This is a genomic window from Duganella sp. HH101, assembly GCF_001758795.1.
Taxonomy (GTDB): domain Bacteria; phylum Pseudomonadota; class Gammaproteobacteria; order Burkholderiales; family Burkholderiaceae_D; genus Rugamonas; species Rugamonas rivuli.
On record NZ_LRON01000026.1, the window covers coordinates 1 to 16,951 of the forward strand.

Genomic DNA, 16,951 nt, shown 5'->3' on the forward strand with positions numbered 1-16,951 from the left:
GCCGATCATTAACTCCGGCAATGCCGCCGCTGCCGACGCTGATGCTGCCGTTGGTGGCGAGCGCCGAAATGCTGCCGCTCGGCGAATCCACCGTCAAATGGCCGCCCAGCACGATGTCGTTGATCGCGGCCAGGCTGATGGTGTTGTTCGCATGCAGATTCGAGTTCCCGATCAACATGATGTCGGTGCTGGCCGACAGCGTGATGTCATTCCCCGTGATGGTGTCGGTGATCGTCACCGGGCTGTGCGCGGCGATCGACACGCCGCCGCCGTTGCCCGCCACGATAGCGCCTTCGGTACGGATGCCGCCGTGGTTGTCGATGACGATGTTGCCGCTGTAGGAGCTCAACGGTCCCAGATGCAGTTCGCCGCTGGCGACGGTGTTGTTGAGCTGGATGCCGCCTGTGCCATTGGAGCCGTAGAAGGCGCCCACATGGTTGCCGGTGTTGGTCAGCGTGATGCCGCTCGAGGCCATCACGTGCAGGCTGTCCGCCGTCAGCGCGCCGGTCTGGGAGATCGACCCGCTCTCAACGGCGTTCAGCGTGATGCCGTTCTGCGCCCGCACGGTGCCGACGGCGATGTTGCCCGAGGAATTGACGGTCAGCGAGCCGCTCATGTTAATGCTGCCGTTGGTCTGGGTCAGGTTGTTGACGGTCAGGTTGGCGGCGCTGTTGGTACCGCTCAGCACGCCGTTGGTCAGCGTCAGCGAGGTCGCTTCCATCGCGCCATTCAGCACCAGGCCGCCACCGTTGAGGTTGAGCGTGGCGCCGGTCAGGTAGGATTTGCTGCCGCCGCTGGCTATCGTCAGCGCGCCGCCGGTCAGCGCCAGCTGGCTGCCGCTGCCGACGGTGATGGTGTTGAGCGTGGCGTCGCCGCCGTTGCCGTTGTAGGTGATGGTGCCGGCGCTGGCGCCGATGACCGCGGCCAGCACGTTGGCGCCGTCCGGTGCGATGTTCAAGGCCCAGTTGCCGGCGTCGCTCCACAAGCCGTTGCTGCTGTTGCCGGTCCAGGTCGATGCGGTGCGCGGCGTGATCGTGCCCTTGATGCTGGATCCGAGCACGTAGTTGCCGGCGCTGGCGCCGCTGAGGCCCAGCGGCGGGCCGCTGAGGCTGACGGTCTTGTCGACGCCGGCGTTCTTGTCGAGATAGTGGACCGAACTGCCTTCGCCATAGTTCAAAGTGACCGTATCGGATTGGAACAAACCGATCAGGTTGGCGCCGCTGAGCGTCCCGGAGGTGCTGTTGTCATACTGCCGGCTGGCCAGGCTGACGTTCAGCGTGGCGGGCGTGACGACCAGCGGCGCGGAGCCGCTGTAGCTGATGTCGTACTTGGTCGAATACAGGCCGGTGAACGTGTCGTAGGTGCCGACGTTGATCCCGCCGACATACTTGATCGTACCGCCGACATCGGGATGGGTGTAAGCCGGGTTGTAGGCACCGGCCTGGCCGTTGTACACCTTGGTGTAACCCGGACCGTTGACGTCGACCGAGAACGGCGTCAGGAAAGCCTTCAGCAGCGGCATCGTGTTGCCTTCATAGATGCGCCATACCGGCGTGCTGGCGAAATCGAAACCGGTGAAGCTGGCCTGCTGCTTGATCTGCGTGTCGCTCAGGCCGACGGCGTAGATGCTGACCTGCGGTGCGCCAGTGGTCTGGAAAAAGCTGTTCGCGATCGAACCGCCGTTGCCGCCATCGCCGACCAGCGCGTCGATGAGGTCGTTGGTATTGGACCTGCCGGTGCCGCTGCTATACGTGGCGCTCAAGCTGCCATAGGTGTCCAGCCCACCCAGCAGGCCGCCGGTCTTGCCGGTGCTGTTGGCGCTCTTGCCGGTCACGTTGCCGATCACGTAGGAATTGCTGATACTGCCGCTGGAATAGCCGGCCAGGCCGCCGACATAGGCGCCGTTGCCGGTGACGTCGGATTCGATGGCGACGCCGCTGACGTTGCCGCCGTAGTTGATGCTGCCCACCAGCAGGCCGGTGTAGCCGCCGCCCTCGACCGTGGCGCCGGTCAGTTTGACGTCCTGTATCGTGCCCGAACCAAGCACCGAGAACAGGCCGACATGGTTGCTGCCCGGGCGATAGATGTTCAGGCCGCTGATGGTTTTGTGGTTGCCGTTGAAGGTGCCGAAGTAAGAGTGGTCGAGGTCGCCGATCGGCTTGAAGCCGGAGAAGATCCCCGACTGCGGCGTGGTCTGGTTCCAGTGCGCGGTCTCGCTGGCATCGATATCGTTGTTGAGCACATAGGATTGGCTCGATCTCGAAAGCGAACCGACGCCTTGCAGGCCGTAGACATCGACGATCTGGTACGGTGCGCTGCTGCCGTCGCCGTCGGCCGCACGGACGAAGCTACCGTTGCCGCTGATGCGAAAATCATAAGCGCTGAAGCTCGGCAAGCTGCCGACCTGCGACCAGTTGCCCGCTTGCAGATCGAACACGCCGTTGACCGCGACGCTATCGGTGGCGGTGATGTTATTGGTCGCATTGAGTATCAGGCCCCCGGCGGTGACAGCCGCCTGCATTGCTACGCTGCCGGTGGCGCTCAGTTTTAAATTGCCCGCATAGGTCAGCGGCTGGCTGACGAGGATATCGCCGGCAGCGACCTGGTTCTGGTTGCTCACTTCCACCCAGTTGCCGGCGCCGTAATGCGCACTGGCCAAATCGGCGTTGGTCAACGCCAGCGTGTTGGCCGGATTGCCGGTGGCGCCGATGTCGACCGGATTGGTGGTGGCCAGACTGATCGACGTGCCGTTGAGCGAGCCGCCGTCCAGCGTCATCTTGCCGGAGAAAAGATTGATGTTGGCGCTCGATGTGACGCTGCCGTTGTTGGTAATGCGGTGATCGCCGTTGGACTGCGTGATCAGGCTGATCACGCCCGTGTTGGCCACGGCCGCGCCGTTGTTGATCAGCAAGTTGCCGCCCGGGCTGAGCAGCGTCAGCGTCCCCTGGTTCTGCCCCCCCGTCAGATCCAGGTTGCCCACTACGGTCAGGTTGCCGGTGCCAGTGCCGTGGCCGGTGATCGTCAGCGAGCCATTGTTCGGCAGGCTGATACCGGTCAGTTCATCCTGGCTTAGGCCCAGCATGCTGGCGCCATCTATTGCCCCGCTTCCGACCTGAATCGAAACGTTGTCGGTATTCGGCAATAACGTCACGCCGTGCGCCGTAGCACCAATGGTCATGGTGCCGTTGAGCCCCATGTTGTCGGCCTGGATTGCGATATTGCCCCCAGTGGACCACAGGTTGACGCCATTGCCGACGGTGGCAATCCCGTTGGTCTTGTCCGAGGTCAGTGTCATGTTGCCGGCACTTTTAAGATTGCCGCTGACAGTCACATCGCCGTTATGGGCGATCGCCGTCATCGTGCCGCCGGCGGTGCTGGCCCCGAGATAGATGTTGACCGCCTCCAACGTCAAATTGCCGCCGGTTGCTTCCAGGGTTGACGCTGTGCCAATGGTATTGCTGGGATTATTCAGGACGATGTCGTTGGCAGCGATGGCGCTGATGCTGCTGATGGTCAAGGCATCGCTCGGACTTGTGTGCTGCGCGATGGACCCACCCGAATGTAGGGTCAGCGAACCGCCGGTACCGGTCATTGCGGCGTTCAGGCTGATATCGCCGCCGGCAGTGAAGCTGGCAGTGCTCAATGAACCCAGCGTCATGGCCGTGTTGAGCGCCACGTCGGTCCCTGCGGTCAGCGTCAGCGCGCTAGACGGCCCCAGCGTCAAGCCGGCATTGAGGCCGATGTTATGCGCGGCTGTCAGCGTCAGGCCGCTTGAAGAGCCGAGCGAGAGCGCTGCGTTGACGCTGATGTCGTTGCTGGCCGTCAGCGTGAGGCTGCGGTTGTTCGGTACCGCGAACGCGCTCAGGACGGAGATATTCCCGCTGTCGCTGCCGCTGATATTGGCGGTGTTGACCGTAACGTTGTTGCTTGCCAGCGCACTCGTCAGTGTACCGGTCAACAACAGTGAATTCGACAAGCTGCCGGATTCGGCAAAATCCGGACCGCCCAGCAAGTTGGCGTTGCCCAGTGAACCCGGCAAACCGGAAACGCCACTATCGTCAGCGATATAGATGTTGGTAGGATCGAGCAGCAGCGGCTGGCCGGCTGGCGCCCTTGGGCGCGCGGGTATCGACCTTGCCCTGCATGTCCAGGTAGTGGCCCGAGGTTTCGACGAAGCCGCCATTGCCGCCCGCCGCGCCGCCGCGCGCGGCAATGCTGCCCAACACCTGCGTCGCCTTGTCGCTCCAGACGATGACCTTGCCGCCGTCGCCGTTGACCGTGGCGTCCGCCTTGATGACGGCGTCCTTGCCCACATACGATTGCTGCGCATTCTGCACCGCCGCGTTCTTGCCCTGGTAGTCGCCGCCGACCAGTACCGAACCGCCGCCCGCCGCGCCGCTGGCGTCGACCACGGCATCGCCGGTCAGGCCCACCTGCGCGCCCAGCAGCCGGATATCGCCGCCCGTGTTCAGGTTGCTGCCGGTGGCGCTGGTCGTGCTGCCCGCCTCCAGCAGCGTGGTGCCGCTCGATTTCAGGATGATCTGGCCGTTGGCGCCGCGCACCGCGCTGTTGGCGCTGATGCCGCCGCGCTGGCTGACCAGCGCGCCATACACGCCGACCCGGCCGCCCTGCGCCACGATCTGCCCCAGGTTCAGCGCCATGTCGGCAGGCGCCGACACCACCACCTGCACATTCGGATCCTTCGAATCGAACAGCTGCACGCTATGCCCCGCCGCCAGCACCACATCGCCGTTCGGCGACGAGATCACGCCGCTGTTTTCCACCGCCGGCGCGACCAGGAAGATCTGGCCGCCGGACGGCGTGGTGATCGCGCCGGCGTTGCTGACCTTGCCCGCCGTGGCGGCGCCGCTGAAGTTGTTTTTACCGGCCAGGAAATCGGCGTTCGATATCGCCAGGCTGGACGCCACCAGGCCGTTGACGTCCACCCGCGAACCGGCGCCGAACAGCACGCCGTTCGGATTAATCAGGAACACCTTGCCGTTCGATTGCAGCGAGCCGAGGATGCGCGTCGGATCCTGACCGGTGATGCGGTTGAGCACCTTGCTGTCGGCGCCCTGCTGGATGAAGCGCGCCACCTCGTCCGAGGCCAGCGAGAAGCTCTGCCAGTTGATGATGGTGTTGGGCGTATTGGTGATCGAGTAGGTCTTGCCGGTGAGGTTGAAACTGGCCTGCCCTGCCACCACCGACGGATTGACCGGACCAGCCTGCGCCGTGGCGTAGCACGTGGCCACCAGCACGGCGATCAGTTTGCGGCGCAGCGGCGCGGCGGCGGCGCGGCGTTGTGGGGGGCGGCTGGTCTGGGCTTTCATAACGACATCCTCTATCCGGTGTGGATTCGTGCCCGTGGGCGTCATGGTGCCCCGCAGGCGAGTTTTCAGATTGGTTGTGCAGGAGGGATGAAAGCACCCCGCAAAGTATATCCGGTGGGTAACTAATGTTACCTACCAGTGTAGTCTTCTTTGCCGTGGCCGCCACTTTTTTTGCTGTCTGAAAGACAGTTTTTTCCCAGCTTGTGGCTAGATTGCGCTTTATTGTTTCGCCATCATCTTTGAGCTTTTTTTACTATTTGGTTTCGAACGTGGTGACGCCGTCCCAGTCCGCGCCGGGAGGATGTGCTCGGTAGTAAGTGATGCGCTCAGTATAGAGGGAATAAAGGCTGCGCTCTGGAAATGTTGCGGACAAATCAACAATAATCTGCGTTGCGTGGTCCCATTGTTGCAAGCGCACAGCAGCGAGGGCCGTATGCCAGCGTTCCAACTCGTCGCGGGTGGCGGCATCGAGGTCTTTTTCCAGCACGATCGGTTCGAAAATCGCCACCGGTTCGTTCTTGCCCTTGACCCGCACCAGGTCCAGCTCGCGGTAGGCGAACTCCGGCGCGGCGGCGCGGGTGGCCTCGCCGACGGCGATGCCGACGCCGTAGACCTTGGTGATGCCTTCCAGCCGCGAGCCCAGGTTCACGGCGTCGCCCATGACGGTGTAGGCGCGGCGTATCTTCGAGCCCATGTCGCCCACGTGCATCAGGCCGGAGTTCAGGCCTATGCCTATCTTCAGCGGCGGCCAGCCGCGCGCCATGAAGTCGTCGTTGAGGCGGTGGGCCGAAGCCTGCATCAGCAGCGAGGTGGCGACCGCGCGGCTGGCATGGTCGGCAAACGCCACCGGCGCGCCCCAGAAGGCCATGACGGCGTCGCCGATGTACTTGTCGAGCGTGCCGCGATGGCTGTCGCGGATGTCTTCCGACATTGCCGTCAGGTAGAGGTTGATGTATTCGCGCAGCTGCCTGGGCGTCAGTCCTTCGGAGATGGTGGTGAAGCCGCGCACGTCGACGAACAGCACGGTCAGCTCGCGGCTCTCGCCATCCATATTGTATTTTTCCGGATCGTCGGCCATCTCGGCCACCAGCTCGGGCGCCACGTATTCGCCGAAGCGCGACACCAGCGCCTGGCCCTTGCGCACCTCGAAGAAATAACCCCAGGCGACGTTGAGCACGAACACCGCGAAGATCACGATCAGCGGCATGGCCAGGTTGAAGATCAGATTCAGCTCGCTGTAGGCGTAGTAGTTGACGCCGACCGCCGCGCCCAGCACCAGCGCGCCCAGCAGGATGGAGCGCAGCGGCGACAGCGCCGCCAGCGCCAGGCTCAGCGCCAGGCCCACCAGCAGGATGACGATGCCCTCGATCGCGCCGGCCCAGTCGGGGCGGGACTTGAAGCGCATGTCGAGGATGGACTTGATGATGTTGGCGTGGATCTCCACCCCCGGGTATTCCGGGTTGACGGGCGTGGCGCGCAAGTCGACCAGGCCGGGCGCGGTGGTGCCGACCAGCACGATGGCGCCCTTGAGCAGCGCCTGAGGCGCCCGCCCGGCCAGCACATCGGCCGCCGACACGTAGCGGAAGGCGCCGCCGCGCGGGCCGCCCTGGCCGCGGAACTGGACCACGGTGGTCATCGCCTCGCCGACCGGGATCACCCGCTGCCGCTTGCCGGGCAACAGGATGGTGACGGAATCGAAGCCGCCGCTGGAGAGCTGGTTTTGCGACAGCTGGTCCACCGTCTGCGACAGGAAGGGCTTGATCGCCAGCGCCTTCAGGTAGACGCCGGCCGTCGCCAGCGACAGCGCCGGGTAGTAGTTGTCGCCCACCTGCTGGATCAGGCCGGCGGTGCGGACGATGCCGTCCAGGTCGGTGACAACGCTGAAGCTGCCGGCGCCGGCGGCCGCGCTCTGCAGCACGCCGATGTTGGCCTCGTAGCCGGGCGCGGAATAGGCCAGCAGTTCGCGGCCGTTCAAGTCCTGCTCGGTAATGATGGGGGCCGGCAGCTGGCCCTTGACCTGGTCGGCCGACATATTAAAGCCCAGCACCACCGGCTGCCCTTTGAGCGCGGCGGCGAACAGGCCGTCGTAGTCCATCGCCGGCTTCAGCGTGGCCAGCCGCTGCCTGAGCGCCGGCACGTCCTTCAACTCGCCGTTGGACAGTTGCTCCAGCACGCCGTAGCCGGAACTGGTGTCCGGCTCGGGAAAGGAAATATCGAAACCGATGGCGCTGACCTGGTAGTGCCGGGTCAGCTGCGTGACCAGCCGCGCCTGGATGTTGCGGCTCCACGGAAAGCGCCCCACTTCGGTCAGGGCCTTGCCGTCGATGTCGACGATGACGATGCGGGGGTCGAGCACCGGCGGTTCGAGCTTCATGCGCTCGCCGGCCAGCAGGCTGTCGAGGCGGCGCACGGCGTCGATCTCGACCACGCCGGCCGTGTAGGCCACGCCGAACGCCGTCACCAGGATGCCCAGCAGCCAGCGCGGGCCGTACTTCAGCAGGGTCTTGGCCCACTTGGCGGGGAACAGGCGCACGCGCTCTCCTTGCCCGGCTTAGGGCGTGTAGCCGGGGATCTTGGCTTCGTCGATGACGTCGATCTGTTTTTCGTCCATGTTCTTGTGGGCGAACTCCAGGTAGATCTTGCTGCGGATGAAGATGTCGAACAGGTCGGGATCGATGTGGCCGTTGAGCGAGAAGTTGCCCAGGATGCGCAGCGACTCGGACAGCATCTTGCCCTTCTTGTAGGGGCGGTCCTTGGCGGTCAGCGCCTCGAAGATGTCGGCGATCGCCATCAGCCGCGCCTGCACCGACATCTGGTCCTTGGTCAGGCCGCGCGGATAGCCCTTGCCGTCCATGCGCTCGTGGTGGCCGCCGGCGTACTCCGGCACGTTCTTCAGGTGCTTGGGCCACGGCAGCGCCTCCAGCATGCGGATCGTCATCGAGATGTGGTTGTTGATTTCCTTGCGCTCGGACTCGGTCAGCGTGCCGAACTTGATGGTCAGGTTCATCACTTCGTCGGCGTCGAGGAAGTCGCGCTCGACGCCGTCGGGGCCGGTCCAGCGGTGCTGGGCGATGGCGCGCACGCGGTCCTGGTCGGCCGCCTGCATGCCCTCGCCGCCGACGTTGGCGTCGCGGATGAAGTCGCGCTCGGCGCGCAGCGTCGCCTGCTGTTCAGCCAGCTCCTGCGCGATGGCGGCGATGGCGGCCTGGTCGCCGCCGGCCGCCACCTGGCGCTTCAGCGCGGCGATCTCGGCGTCGCGCAGCAGCACCTCGAAGCGGGTGTCGATCAGGGCGATGCGGTCGAAGATGGTTTCCAGCTTGGTGGCCTTGTCGACCACGTGCACCGGCGTGGTGATCTTGCCGCAGTCGTGCAGCAGGCCGGCCAGCCACAGCTCCTTGCGGTCGGCGTCGTTCATGCGGAAATCGGCCATCGGGCCGGTCTCGGTGTTGTGCACGGCCTCGGCCAGCATCATCGTCAGCTCCGGCACGAACTGGCAATGGCGGCCCGTGTACGGCGATTTTTCATCGATGCCGATGTTGATCAGGTTGACCAGCGATTCCAGCAGCTCCTCCAACTGGGCGATCAGGCGCTGGTGGGTCAGCGCCACGGCGGCCTGCGCCGCCAGGGCTTCGATGAAGCGCTGGTCGGTCTGGCTGAAGGCGCGGATCGCGCCGCTGTCGTCCTTGGCGTTGATCAGCTGCAGCACGCCGACCAGCTCTCCCTCGTGGTCGCTCATCGGCACCGTCAGGAACGATTGCGAATGATAGTGGCGCAGCTGGTCGAACTTGACCATGGCGGAGAAGTTGAACACGTCGGCCTTGTAGACGTCCTCGATGTTGACCGACAGGCCGAAGTGGGCGGCGTAGGCCGCCACCGAGGCCAGGTTCTTCTCGCCGTTGTCGTCGAACAGCGGCACGCCGGGCGCGGTGATCGCCGCGCCGTTGACGCCGCCCTGGTGGGTCTGCAGCGTGTCGTTGATCAGGATCGTGAAATCGAGGTAGCGCTTGTCCTCGCTGGGCCGGTACAGCGTGCCGCCGTCGGCGTTGGTCATGCTTTTGGCAACGATCAGGATACGCTCCAACAGCGTCTCGGTATCGTGACTGCTGCCCAGCTCGACACTGAGTTCGGTCAGCTGGTCCAGCCGCTGGGCGATCTGCGTTTGATTCAACTCTTGCATGGTTGTTTTTTCGACACCTGTTGGAGAAGCGCTCGCTGCGGCAGGGCGCGCAGGAGTCCTTTGGAAGTGTAGCTCCAGCGCAAGCTGTTGTACATCGGGAAATGGTCCATGACACAAAATTACCCCGGCCAGTGTCGGGTTTTTCCCTGTTGCCGGGAAAAAAAGCTATCATCGGCCGTAGCATAGAGCGAAAAAAACAGGGACTTTGTATGAAATTTATTTTTTGGGGAGTGCGCGGCTCCATACCCTCCCCCGGCCCGCGCACCGCGCGCTATGGCGGCAATACCACCTGCATCGAAGTGCGCACCGACAACGACACCCTGATCGTCATCGATGGCGGCACCGGCATATTCTCGCTGGCCCAGTCCCTGTTGCAGAACCAGACAGCGCCCATCCACGCCAACATCTTCATCACCCACAGCCACTGGGACCACATCCACGGCCTGCCCTTCTTCACGCCGCTGTTCGTGCGCGGCAGCCGCGTGCGCCTGCACGGCGTCACCGACCCCGTCACCGGCAACGGCATCGAGCACGTGATGGGCGTGCAGCTGCAGAACAGCTACTTCCCGGTCAGCGAAACCCAGATGGACGCCACCATCGAATACCAGACGCTCACCATCGACGAGCCGGTCCAGGTCGGCGACGCGCTGGTGCGCAACGTGGTGATGAACCATCCCGTGACCGACCTCGGCTATCGCATCGAATGCCACGGCAAGTCCGTGTTCTTCACCGGCGACCATGAGCCGCACTACAACATCCACCCGTCCGGCCACCCGGAGCACGCCGCCTACGAACGGTGGATGGCGGAGCGCAACACGGCGATCGACGCCGTGGTGCAAGGCGTCGACGCGCTGATCGTCGATTGCTCCTACACCCGCGAGGAATATCCGGCCAAGCAGGGCTGGGGCCACGGCACCTTCGATTCCGCGTTCGCCATGGCGCTGCGCACCGGCGCCAAAGCGCTATACTGCACCCATCATGAACCGACCCGCAGCGACGACGAACTCGAAGCCGTGTTCGCCGATGTCATGGCGCGCCACGCGCCGCTGCTGGGTGATCTGAAGGTCTTCCTCGCTTATGAAGGCATGGAAGTTCACTTGACCTAGCGAAAGCGATCATGAACGACGCCGGCACCCCCAGTCCACACCCCAGCGATGTCGACCTGCGGCTGGCGTTTTTCCAGAAGCTGCAAACGGTGACGACCAAGATCCACGCCACCAGCAACCTGGACGAGATCATGCTCGACCTCGGCATGGAGTTCTGCGACCTGTTCAATTGCGACCGCTTCACGCTGTACGCGATGGACCATGAAAAAGACTACATCGTTTCCAAGGTCAAGACCGGGCTGACCTCGTTCCGCGACCTCAAGCTGGCGGTGACGCCGGCCTCCATCGCCGGCTACGTCGCGCTGACCCGCAAGACCGTCAACCTCGCCGACGTCTACGACCAGGCCGAGCTGTCGCGCTACTCGCCGGAGCTGCGCTTCCAGCAGGGCGTGGACCAGCGCACCGGCTACCGCACCAAGCAGATGCTGGTGGCGCCGCTGATCTCGGTGCAATCGCGCGAGCTGCTGGGCGTAGTGCAGTTCATCAACAACCGCGACCGCTGCCCCTTCTCCGCCATCGCCGAGGCCGGCGTCAAGGAGCTGTGCGACACACTGTCGGTGGCCTTCAGCCAGCGCATGAAACCACCGCAGATGGTACGCACGAAATATGACGGACTGGTGACGGACGCGGTGCTGTCGCTGCCCGAACTGGAGCTGGCCACGCGTTCAGCCCGCAAGAAGGAGCTCGATGTCGAGGATGTGCTGATCGATGAGTTCCAGGTCAAGCTGGCGGCCATCGGCGCCTCGCTGGAGCGGCACTTCAGCGTGCCGTACGAACACTTCCGCCCCGAGCGCATCAAGCCGGTGGAACTGCTGAAAAACCTCAAGCGCCAGTACGTGGAGGAATCCGGCTGGATGCCGCTGGAGGACGGCAAGGACGGCATGCTGGTGGTGGCGCTGGACCCGGACCGGGTGGCGCACACCCACATCGTCAACCAGATCTTCCCCAAGGCCAAGCCGGTGTACCGCGTCACCAGCAACCGCGAGTTCCGCCAGATGCTGGAGCACTTCTTCGGCGCCACCAGCGACATGGGCAGCGTCGGCGAGCTGCTGTCGGGCATGGACGATGACGACGCCGACGGCGAAGGCGGCCCGGTCGAAGTGTCGGAGGCGGTGGAGAACGAGCTGGTCAAGCTGCTCAACAAGATCATCGTCGACGCCTACCGCCAGGGCGTGTCGGACATCCACATCGAACCGCTGCCCGGCAAGGGCAAGACCGGCATCCGCTTCCGCAAGGACGGCACGCTGGTGCCCTACATCGAGATCCCCGCCTCCTACCGCAGCGCGCTGGTGGCGCGGGTCAAGATCATGTGCGACCTCGACATCTCCGAGCGGCGCAAGCCGCAGGACGGCAAGATCAAGTTCAAGAAGTACGGCCCGCTGGACATCGAGCTGCGGGTGGCGACGATACCGTCGGCCGGCGGCGTCGAGGACATCGTCATGCGGATACTGGCGGCCGGCGAACCTATCCCGCTCGACAAGCTGGGCGTGCTGCCGTTCAACCTGGAGCGCCTGCGCGCCACCATCGAGAAACCGTATGGCCTGTTTTTCGTCTGCGGTCCGACCGGCTCCGGCAAGACCACCACGCTGCACTCGGTGCTGAACTACCTGAACACGCCGGACACCAAGATCTGGACCGCCGAAGACCCGGTCGAGATCACGCAGAAAGGCTTGCGCCAGGTGCAGGTCAACCGCAAGGCGGGGCTGGACTTCGCCACCGTGATGCGGGCCTTCCTGCGCGCCGATCCGGACATCATCATGGTCGGCGAGATGCGCGACAAGGAAACCGTGGGCATGGGCATCGAAGCCTCGCTGACGGGCCACCTGGTGTTCGCCACGCTGCACACCAACAGCGCGCCGGAATCGATCGTGCGGCTGCTGGACATGGGCATGGACCCGTTCAACTTCGCCGACGCGCTGCTGGGCATCCTGGCGCAGCGGCTGGCCAAGCGCCTGTGCGGCAAGTGCAAGCAGGCCTATCAGCCGAGCGAGGAGGAGTTGAAGCTGCTGTTGACGGAGTTTTGCGAAGAGCTGCTCAACACGGAGAGCTTCATCAAGGATGCCGCCGCCGGGCGCGCCGCCGTGCTGGACGGCTGGCGCCAGCGCTACGCCAAGGACGGCAAGTTCACGCTATACCGCGCGGTCGGCTGCGACGAGTGCAACAAGGGCTACAAGGGCCGCGTCGGCTTGCACGAACTGATGATAGGCAGCGACAAGGTCAAGAAGCTGCTGCAGGAACATGCGCGGGTTGCTCAGCTGCTGGCGGCCGCGCTGGAAGACGGCATGCTGACCTTGAAGATGGACGGCATCGAGAAGGTCTTGCTGGGCATTACCGACATCAAGATGGTGCGGGCGGTCTGCATCAAGTAGGCGCGCTTGCCGTTGCGCGGCATGCTGCGGCGGTCGGCCAGCGCGCGCAGGCGCGTCAGGCCGGCTTGCAGATTGAAAGCGCGGCCGGCCAGTTGGCGGTCCACCAGCTGCGTGGCCATGGCCAGCGCCGGCGCGACGGCGGCCTTGGCCGAATACGGCAGCACCAGGCGGTAGCGGCCGCGCATATGCGGCACCACGCCGACGAAACCCAAGGTCACTTCATTGAAAGCCAGGCGGCGCAATTCCATCGCCACCTGCTGCACCAGTTGCACCAGCGGCGGCACCTCGGCGCAGCGCTTGCCCACCAGGTTGCGCTGGCGGCGCAGGCCCGGCAGGATCGCTTGCAGGCGACGCTCCAGCGCGCTGATGGCGGCGGGCGTGGGCGCGTCGCGGTCCAGCTCCAGTATGCTGAGCAAGCAAGGTTGTGAGGAGTAGCGGTTGTCGCTGGCGAGGTAGCGCTGATCGATGATTTTCATGATAGCCAATGTCTTCTTTAAAATTCAGGCAACATTGTCGCAGGCTTCAGGCGTGCGCGTAAGCAGCGTAAGGGCCCTCTGCTTGTAAGACCAGGCTGACAGCTAACGTGCGCTTAAGGCCGGCGTGCTATCAAGCTGTTACGGCGCGGGCAATTGTTTTTCGAAGCAGACGGCCAGCGGGTTGCCGATGTATTTGCCGTAGTTGGCGATGCGCTGATAGCCGCGCGCTTCGTAGAAATCGACGGCGCGGCGGTTGACCAGCCGCGTCTCCAGCCACACGGCCTGGTAGCCCATGGCCAGCGCCTCATCCTCCAGGAAACGCAGCACGGCGCTGCCGACGCCGCTGGTGCCGTGGCGCGCATACATGCGCTTGATCTCGGCCACGCCGGGCTCCAGCGGCCGCAGCGCGCCGCAGCCGAGCGCGTGGCCGCTGGCGTCGCGCGCCACCACGAAACAGCCGGCGGGGCCGTAGACATCGTTGACGTCGAACGAGGCGTTGCCGCTGTCGCCGGTGATGGCTTCCAGCGCCGTCGACAACTCTTCCATCAACAACAGGGATTCGCGCGCGGCGGGATCTTCGGTTTGGAGTTGGATGTCGGTATGCATGGTGTGCAGATTATTGCACAGTACAGATCACCAGTTCCGGATCGGCGTTGATGCGCACCGGGATCCGGCTGCAACCCACGCCACGACTGACGATCAGCTCGCCATTGCCGCGCACCGGGAAGCGTCCGTAATGATAGGGACGCGACAGCGGACCTTCCGGCAGCACCAGCGGCGTGCCGTCGCGCAGCGCGATCTGGCCGCCATGCGTGTGGCCGGCAAAGGCGACGTCGTACTGCCGCTCGGCCACCGTCAGCAGGCCGTCCGGCGCGTGCATCAGCAGCACGCGCACGTCCGAGTCGGCGACGCCGGCAAAGGCGGCCGCGGCGTTGGGTTCGCCGGTCCAGGGATCGTCCAGGCCGCAGATCGACACCGCGCCGAACGGCGCAGGCAGCTGGACGGCGCGGTTGACCAGCATCTGCACGCCGGCCGTCTCCAGGCGGCGGCAAATGTCGCCGTCGTCGGTCGACAGGTCGTGATTGCCGAGCACCGCGAACTTGCCCAGCGGCGGCTGGCAGGCCGCCAGCGGCGGACACATCACGGCGATATTGGCGGCCTGGCCGGAGACGTAATCGCCACCGAGCAGCAGCACGTCCGGCTGTTCGGCCGCGACGGCGGCAAACAGGTCACGGAAGATGCCCGCGTGGGTGGGCGGGCCAGCATGGAAATCCGAGGCAAACGCGATCTTGATCGGGCGCGGCAGGCGTTTGCCTTCCGGCAGCGCGATCGCATGGCGCGTCACGCCGAGGCGGCCGTGCAGCCCGCAGTGGTAACTCAGCGCACTGACCACGCCCCCCATCAGGACGAGATTCACCAACGCCTCCAGCCTGCTCCGGCGCGGTGAAAAGTGCTTGCTGCGGGGAACTATCATGGAGGAAACGATCAAACGGGTAAAGAGGCGGCATGATAGCCTATTTTGCGCCAGCTATTTTTCATACCCAGGTCGGGATACACCAATTCATGTACACACGCTGATTTACATGGGAGGGATTTCGACCTACATTGAGCGTCATCGGAGATGAAAATGCGTACGACAAAAGCGTTCAAGAACGGCAACTCCCAAGCGGTTCGCATCCCTGCCGAGCTGGCATATGCACGCACAGATATCGCGCTGGAAATCGAACGGATCGGCGACGAACTCCGGATCCGGCCTGTGCGGCGGTCGCTGGCTGGCGTACTGAAAATATTCGCCAGGTTCTCGCCTGACTTCATGGCCGAAGGTCGCGGGCCACAAGAGCAACGCGAGCGCGAGGAGCTGTAATGGCTACGTACATGTTGGATACCAATACGTGCATCTACCTGATGAAGAATCAACCGGCATCGATCACGCAGCGCGGATTTTTCTGACTATCCCGGCATTACCATCCAAAATTGGTTGCTCGACTAAGCACGCCATTTTCAAACATCGCTGATCGGCGCGGCGGCGGCTTCGGCGATGCCGGCGGCTGCCATGCTGCGGCAGTAGTTCTCCAGTTTCGCCGTGTCGCAATGCACCTCCAGCTTGTGCACGCGGCCCCAGCGCAATTCGAACTCATGCACGCCCTGGTTGGCGCCGGTGCTGCCGTCGGGCAGCGTGAAGCGGTCCTTCCACGTCACGGTGGCGATGGTGCGCCACGGCCAGCCAGTGACGGCGATGGCGTCGATGTCGAAGCGCAGTCCGGGCAGCAGCCGCTTCAGGCGTGCATACCACTGCGTCGTCGACGCCAACGTGCGGCGCTCGCCAGCCAGCGGATGGTGGCCGTGCATCAGGTGGCGGTGCGCGGCGGCGAACTGCGGCAGCACGCGCTCGTAAGCGCCCGCGTTGATGTCCCTGAACGCCCGCTGCAATTTGCGGCCAACGATAAAGTGGTACATGATCGCCTCCAATCTTTACACAAGAAAGATCTGTATAGTGCGACGATATCTTTCTCGTGTCAAGATAACTCTATGAGCACCAAACCCTACCACCACGGCAATCTGCGCGACAGCCTGCTCGATGCCGCCACCCTGCTGCTGGCGCAGAACGGCGCGCAGGCGCTGACCTTGCGCGAGGTCGCCAAGGCGGCCGGCGTGTCGCATGCCGCGCCGTATCACCACTTCCCCAGCCGCGAGCATTTGCTGGCCGCCGTGGCGGCCCGGGCCTTCGCCGCGCTGGCCGCGGCGATGGCGGCGGCGGACGCCGATGGCGCGCGCGGCCAGGGCCTGCGGCTGATGGATATCTGCGAGGTGTATGTGGAATTTGCCCGCGCGCGGCCGGCGCAGTTCCGCCTGATGTTCGGCCCCCTGCTGGCGCAGAAATCGCGCTACCCCGAGTTGAAGCAGGCGGCGGAAGCGTCGTTCCATGTGCTGGTCACGGCGGCCACGGCCTTCGACGCGGCGCGCGGCCCGGAACTGGCGCTGACCGGCTGGAGCCTGGCGCACGGGCTGGCCAATCTGGCCATCGACGAAGCGTTCACGGATTTGCCGGTGGCGGTGCCCGCGCCGGCCGTGCTGGCGCGCGCCATGGCGGCGCGCATGCTGGGCTTACAGGGCGGCGTCGACCAGTAGCCCGGGTTGCAGCGCGCGGATGCGCAGCTCGGTGAAGTAGCCACCCGCCTCGTTGTAGCGCAGGTAGTGGCGGCCGCAATCCAGGCAGCGCGCCAGCTGGCTGCGGTTGCACGGATAATAGCGCGGCACGATGGGCGCATCGTCGCTCTCGTAGCGCGTGCCATGCGGGTGGTATTCGGCGAAGGTCGGCTCGTCGTAGGGATCGTCCATCAGCGTGCCGATTTCCTCGAAGCGGTCCAGCTCCAGCGAGGTCGGCAGCCGCTGCCAGGCTGCCAGCGACACCGCATTGCAACTGCACGGCGCAGCGATGCCGGCGGAAGCTTGAGCGAGTTGCATCAACTGGGCAAAATCAATTTTCTTCATG

The 16,951-nt window shown here is 64.5% G+C and carries 13 protein-coding genes; 4 read left to right on the top strand and 9 right to left on the bottom strand.

Features of this window, described 5'->3' with window-relative positions; all coding sequences use genetic code 11:
• From DUGA2_RS33810 to DUGA2_RS27955, 4 genes are all read right to left on the bottom strand, one after another.
• Positions 1-4,039: S-layer family protein (locus DUGA2_RS33810; RefSeq protein WP_210402603.1), on the bottom strand; the 4,039-nt coding region annotated here is incomplete at its 3' end.
• A 19-nt stretch (positions 4,040-4,058) separates the two neighbouring features.
• Complete coding sequence (locus DUGA2_RS34275) at positions 4,059-5,330, bottom strand: filamentous hemagglutinin N-terminal domain-containing protein (protein WP_070272663.1); 1,272 nt, start codon at positions 5,328-5,330, stop codon at positions 4,059-4,061.
• A 253-nt stretch (positions 5,331-5,583) separates the two neighbouring features.
• Complete coding sequence (locus DUGA2_RS27950; RefSeq protein ID WP_070272664.1) at positions 5,584-7,863, bottom strand: CHASE2 domain-containing protein; 2,280 nt, start codon at positions 7,861-7,863, stop codon at positions 5,584-5,586.
• A gap of 18 nt (positions 7,864-7,881) precedes the next feature.
• Complete coding sequence (locus DUGA2_RS27955; RefSeq protein WP_070272665.1) at positions 7,882-9,507, bottom strand: HD family phosphohydrolase; 1,626 nt, start codon at positions 9,505-9,507, stop codon at positions 7,882-7,884.
• Positions 9,508-9,716: 209 nt separating this feature from the next.
• Between DUGA2_RS27955 and DUGA2_RS27960 the strand changes: the two genes are divergently transcribed.
• Together DUGA2_RS27960 and DUGA2_RS27965 are read left to right on the top strand one after the other, a co-directional pair.
• Complete coding sequence (locus DUGA2_RS27960; protein WP_070272666.1) at positions 9,717-10,613, top strand: MBL fold metallo-hydrolase; 897 nt, start codon at positions 9,717-9,719, stop codon at positions 10,611-10,613.
• A gap of 11 nt (positions 10,614-10,624) precedes the next feature.
• Positions 10,625-12,982, top strand: a complete 2,358-nt coding sequence (locus DUGA2_RS27965) for a GspE/PulE family protein (protein ID WP_070272667.1) — start codon at positions 10,625-10,627, stop codon at positions 12,980-12,982.
• Here the strand turns inward: DUGA2_RS27965 and DUGA2_RS33220 are convergent.
• The 3 genes from DUGA2_RS33220 to DUGA2_RS27980 all read right to left on the bottom strand — a co-directional run bounded on the left by DUGA2_RS33220 (position 12,865) and on the right by DUGA2_RS27980 (position 14,875).
• Positions 12,865-13,458 (bottom strand): hypothetical protein, encoded by a 594-nt coding sequence (locus DUGA2_RS33220; protein ID WP_141753404.1) that lies wholly within the window; start codon positions 13,456-13,458, stop codon positions 12,865-12,867. The genes DUGA2_RS27965 and DUGA2_RS33220 overlap by 118 nt on opposite strands.
• Positions 13,459-13,596: 138 nt before the next feature.
• Positions 13,597-14,064, bottom strand: coding sequence for a GNAT family N-acetyltransferase (locus DUGA2_RS27975; RefSeq protein WP_070272669.1), 468 nt, complete (start codon positions 14,062-14,064; stop codon positions 13,597-13,599).
• 10 nt (positions 14,065-14,074) lie between these two features.
• Positions 14,075-14,875 carry a metallophosphoesterase gene (locus tag DUGA2_RS27980; protein ID WP_229214789.1) on the bottom strand — a complete coding sequence of 267 codons (801 nt, stop codon included), beginning with the start codon at positions 14,873-14,875 and terminating at the stop codon, positions 14,075-14,077.
• A gap of 210 nt (positions 14,876-15,085) precedes the next feature.
• Here DUGA2_RS27980 and DUGA2_RS27985 point away from each other — a divergent pair, with 210 nt between their 5' ends.
• A complete protein-coding gene (locus DUGA2_RS27985) occupies positions 15,086-15,322 on the top strand; it encodes an antitoxin (RefSeq protein WP_070272670.1) in 237 nt (78 codons plus the stop codon).
• Positions 15,323-15,459: 137 nt separating this feature from the next.
• On the opposite strand, the gene DUGA2_RS27990 is transcribed toward DUGA2_RS27985, so the two are convergent.
• The gene (locus DUGA2_RS27990) at positions 15,460-15,915 is read right to left on the bottom strand and encodes a nuclear transport factor 2 family protein (RefSeq protein ID WP_070272671.1); all 456 of its coding nucleotides are present in this window, start codon (positions 15,913-15,915) and stop codon (positions 15,460-15,462) included.
• 72 nt (positions 15,916-15,987) lie between these two features.
• Between DUGA2_RS27990 and DUGA2_RS27995 the strand changes: the two genes are divergently transcribed.
• Complete coding sequence (locus tag DUGA2_RS27995) at positions 15,988-16,587, top strand: TetR/AcrR family transcriptional regulator (protein ID WP_070272672.1); 600 nt, start codon at positions 15,988-15,990, stop codon at positions 16,585-16,587.
• Here DUGA2_RS27995 and DUGA2_RS28000 read toward each other — a convergent pair.
• Positions 16,564-16,950: a hypothetical protein gene (locus DUGA2_RS28000; protein WP_070272673.1), complete on the bottom strand. Its 387-nt coding sequence runs from the start codon at positions 16,948-16,950 to the stop codon at positions 16,564-16,566. The two genes, DUGA2_RS27995 and DUGA2_RS28000, sit on opposite strands and share 24 nt — an antisense overlap.
• Position 16,951 lies beyond the last annotated feature (1 nt).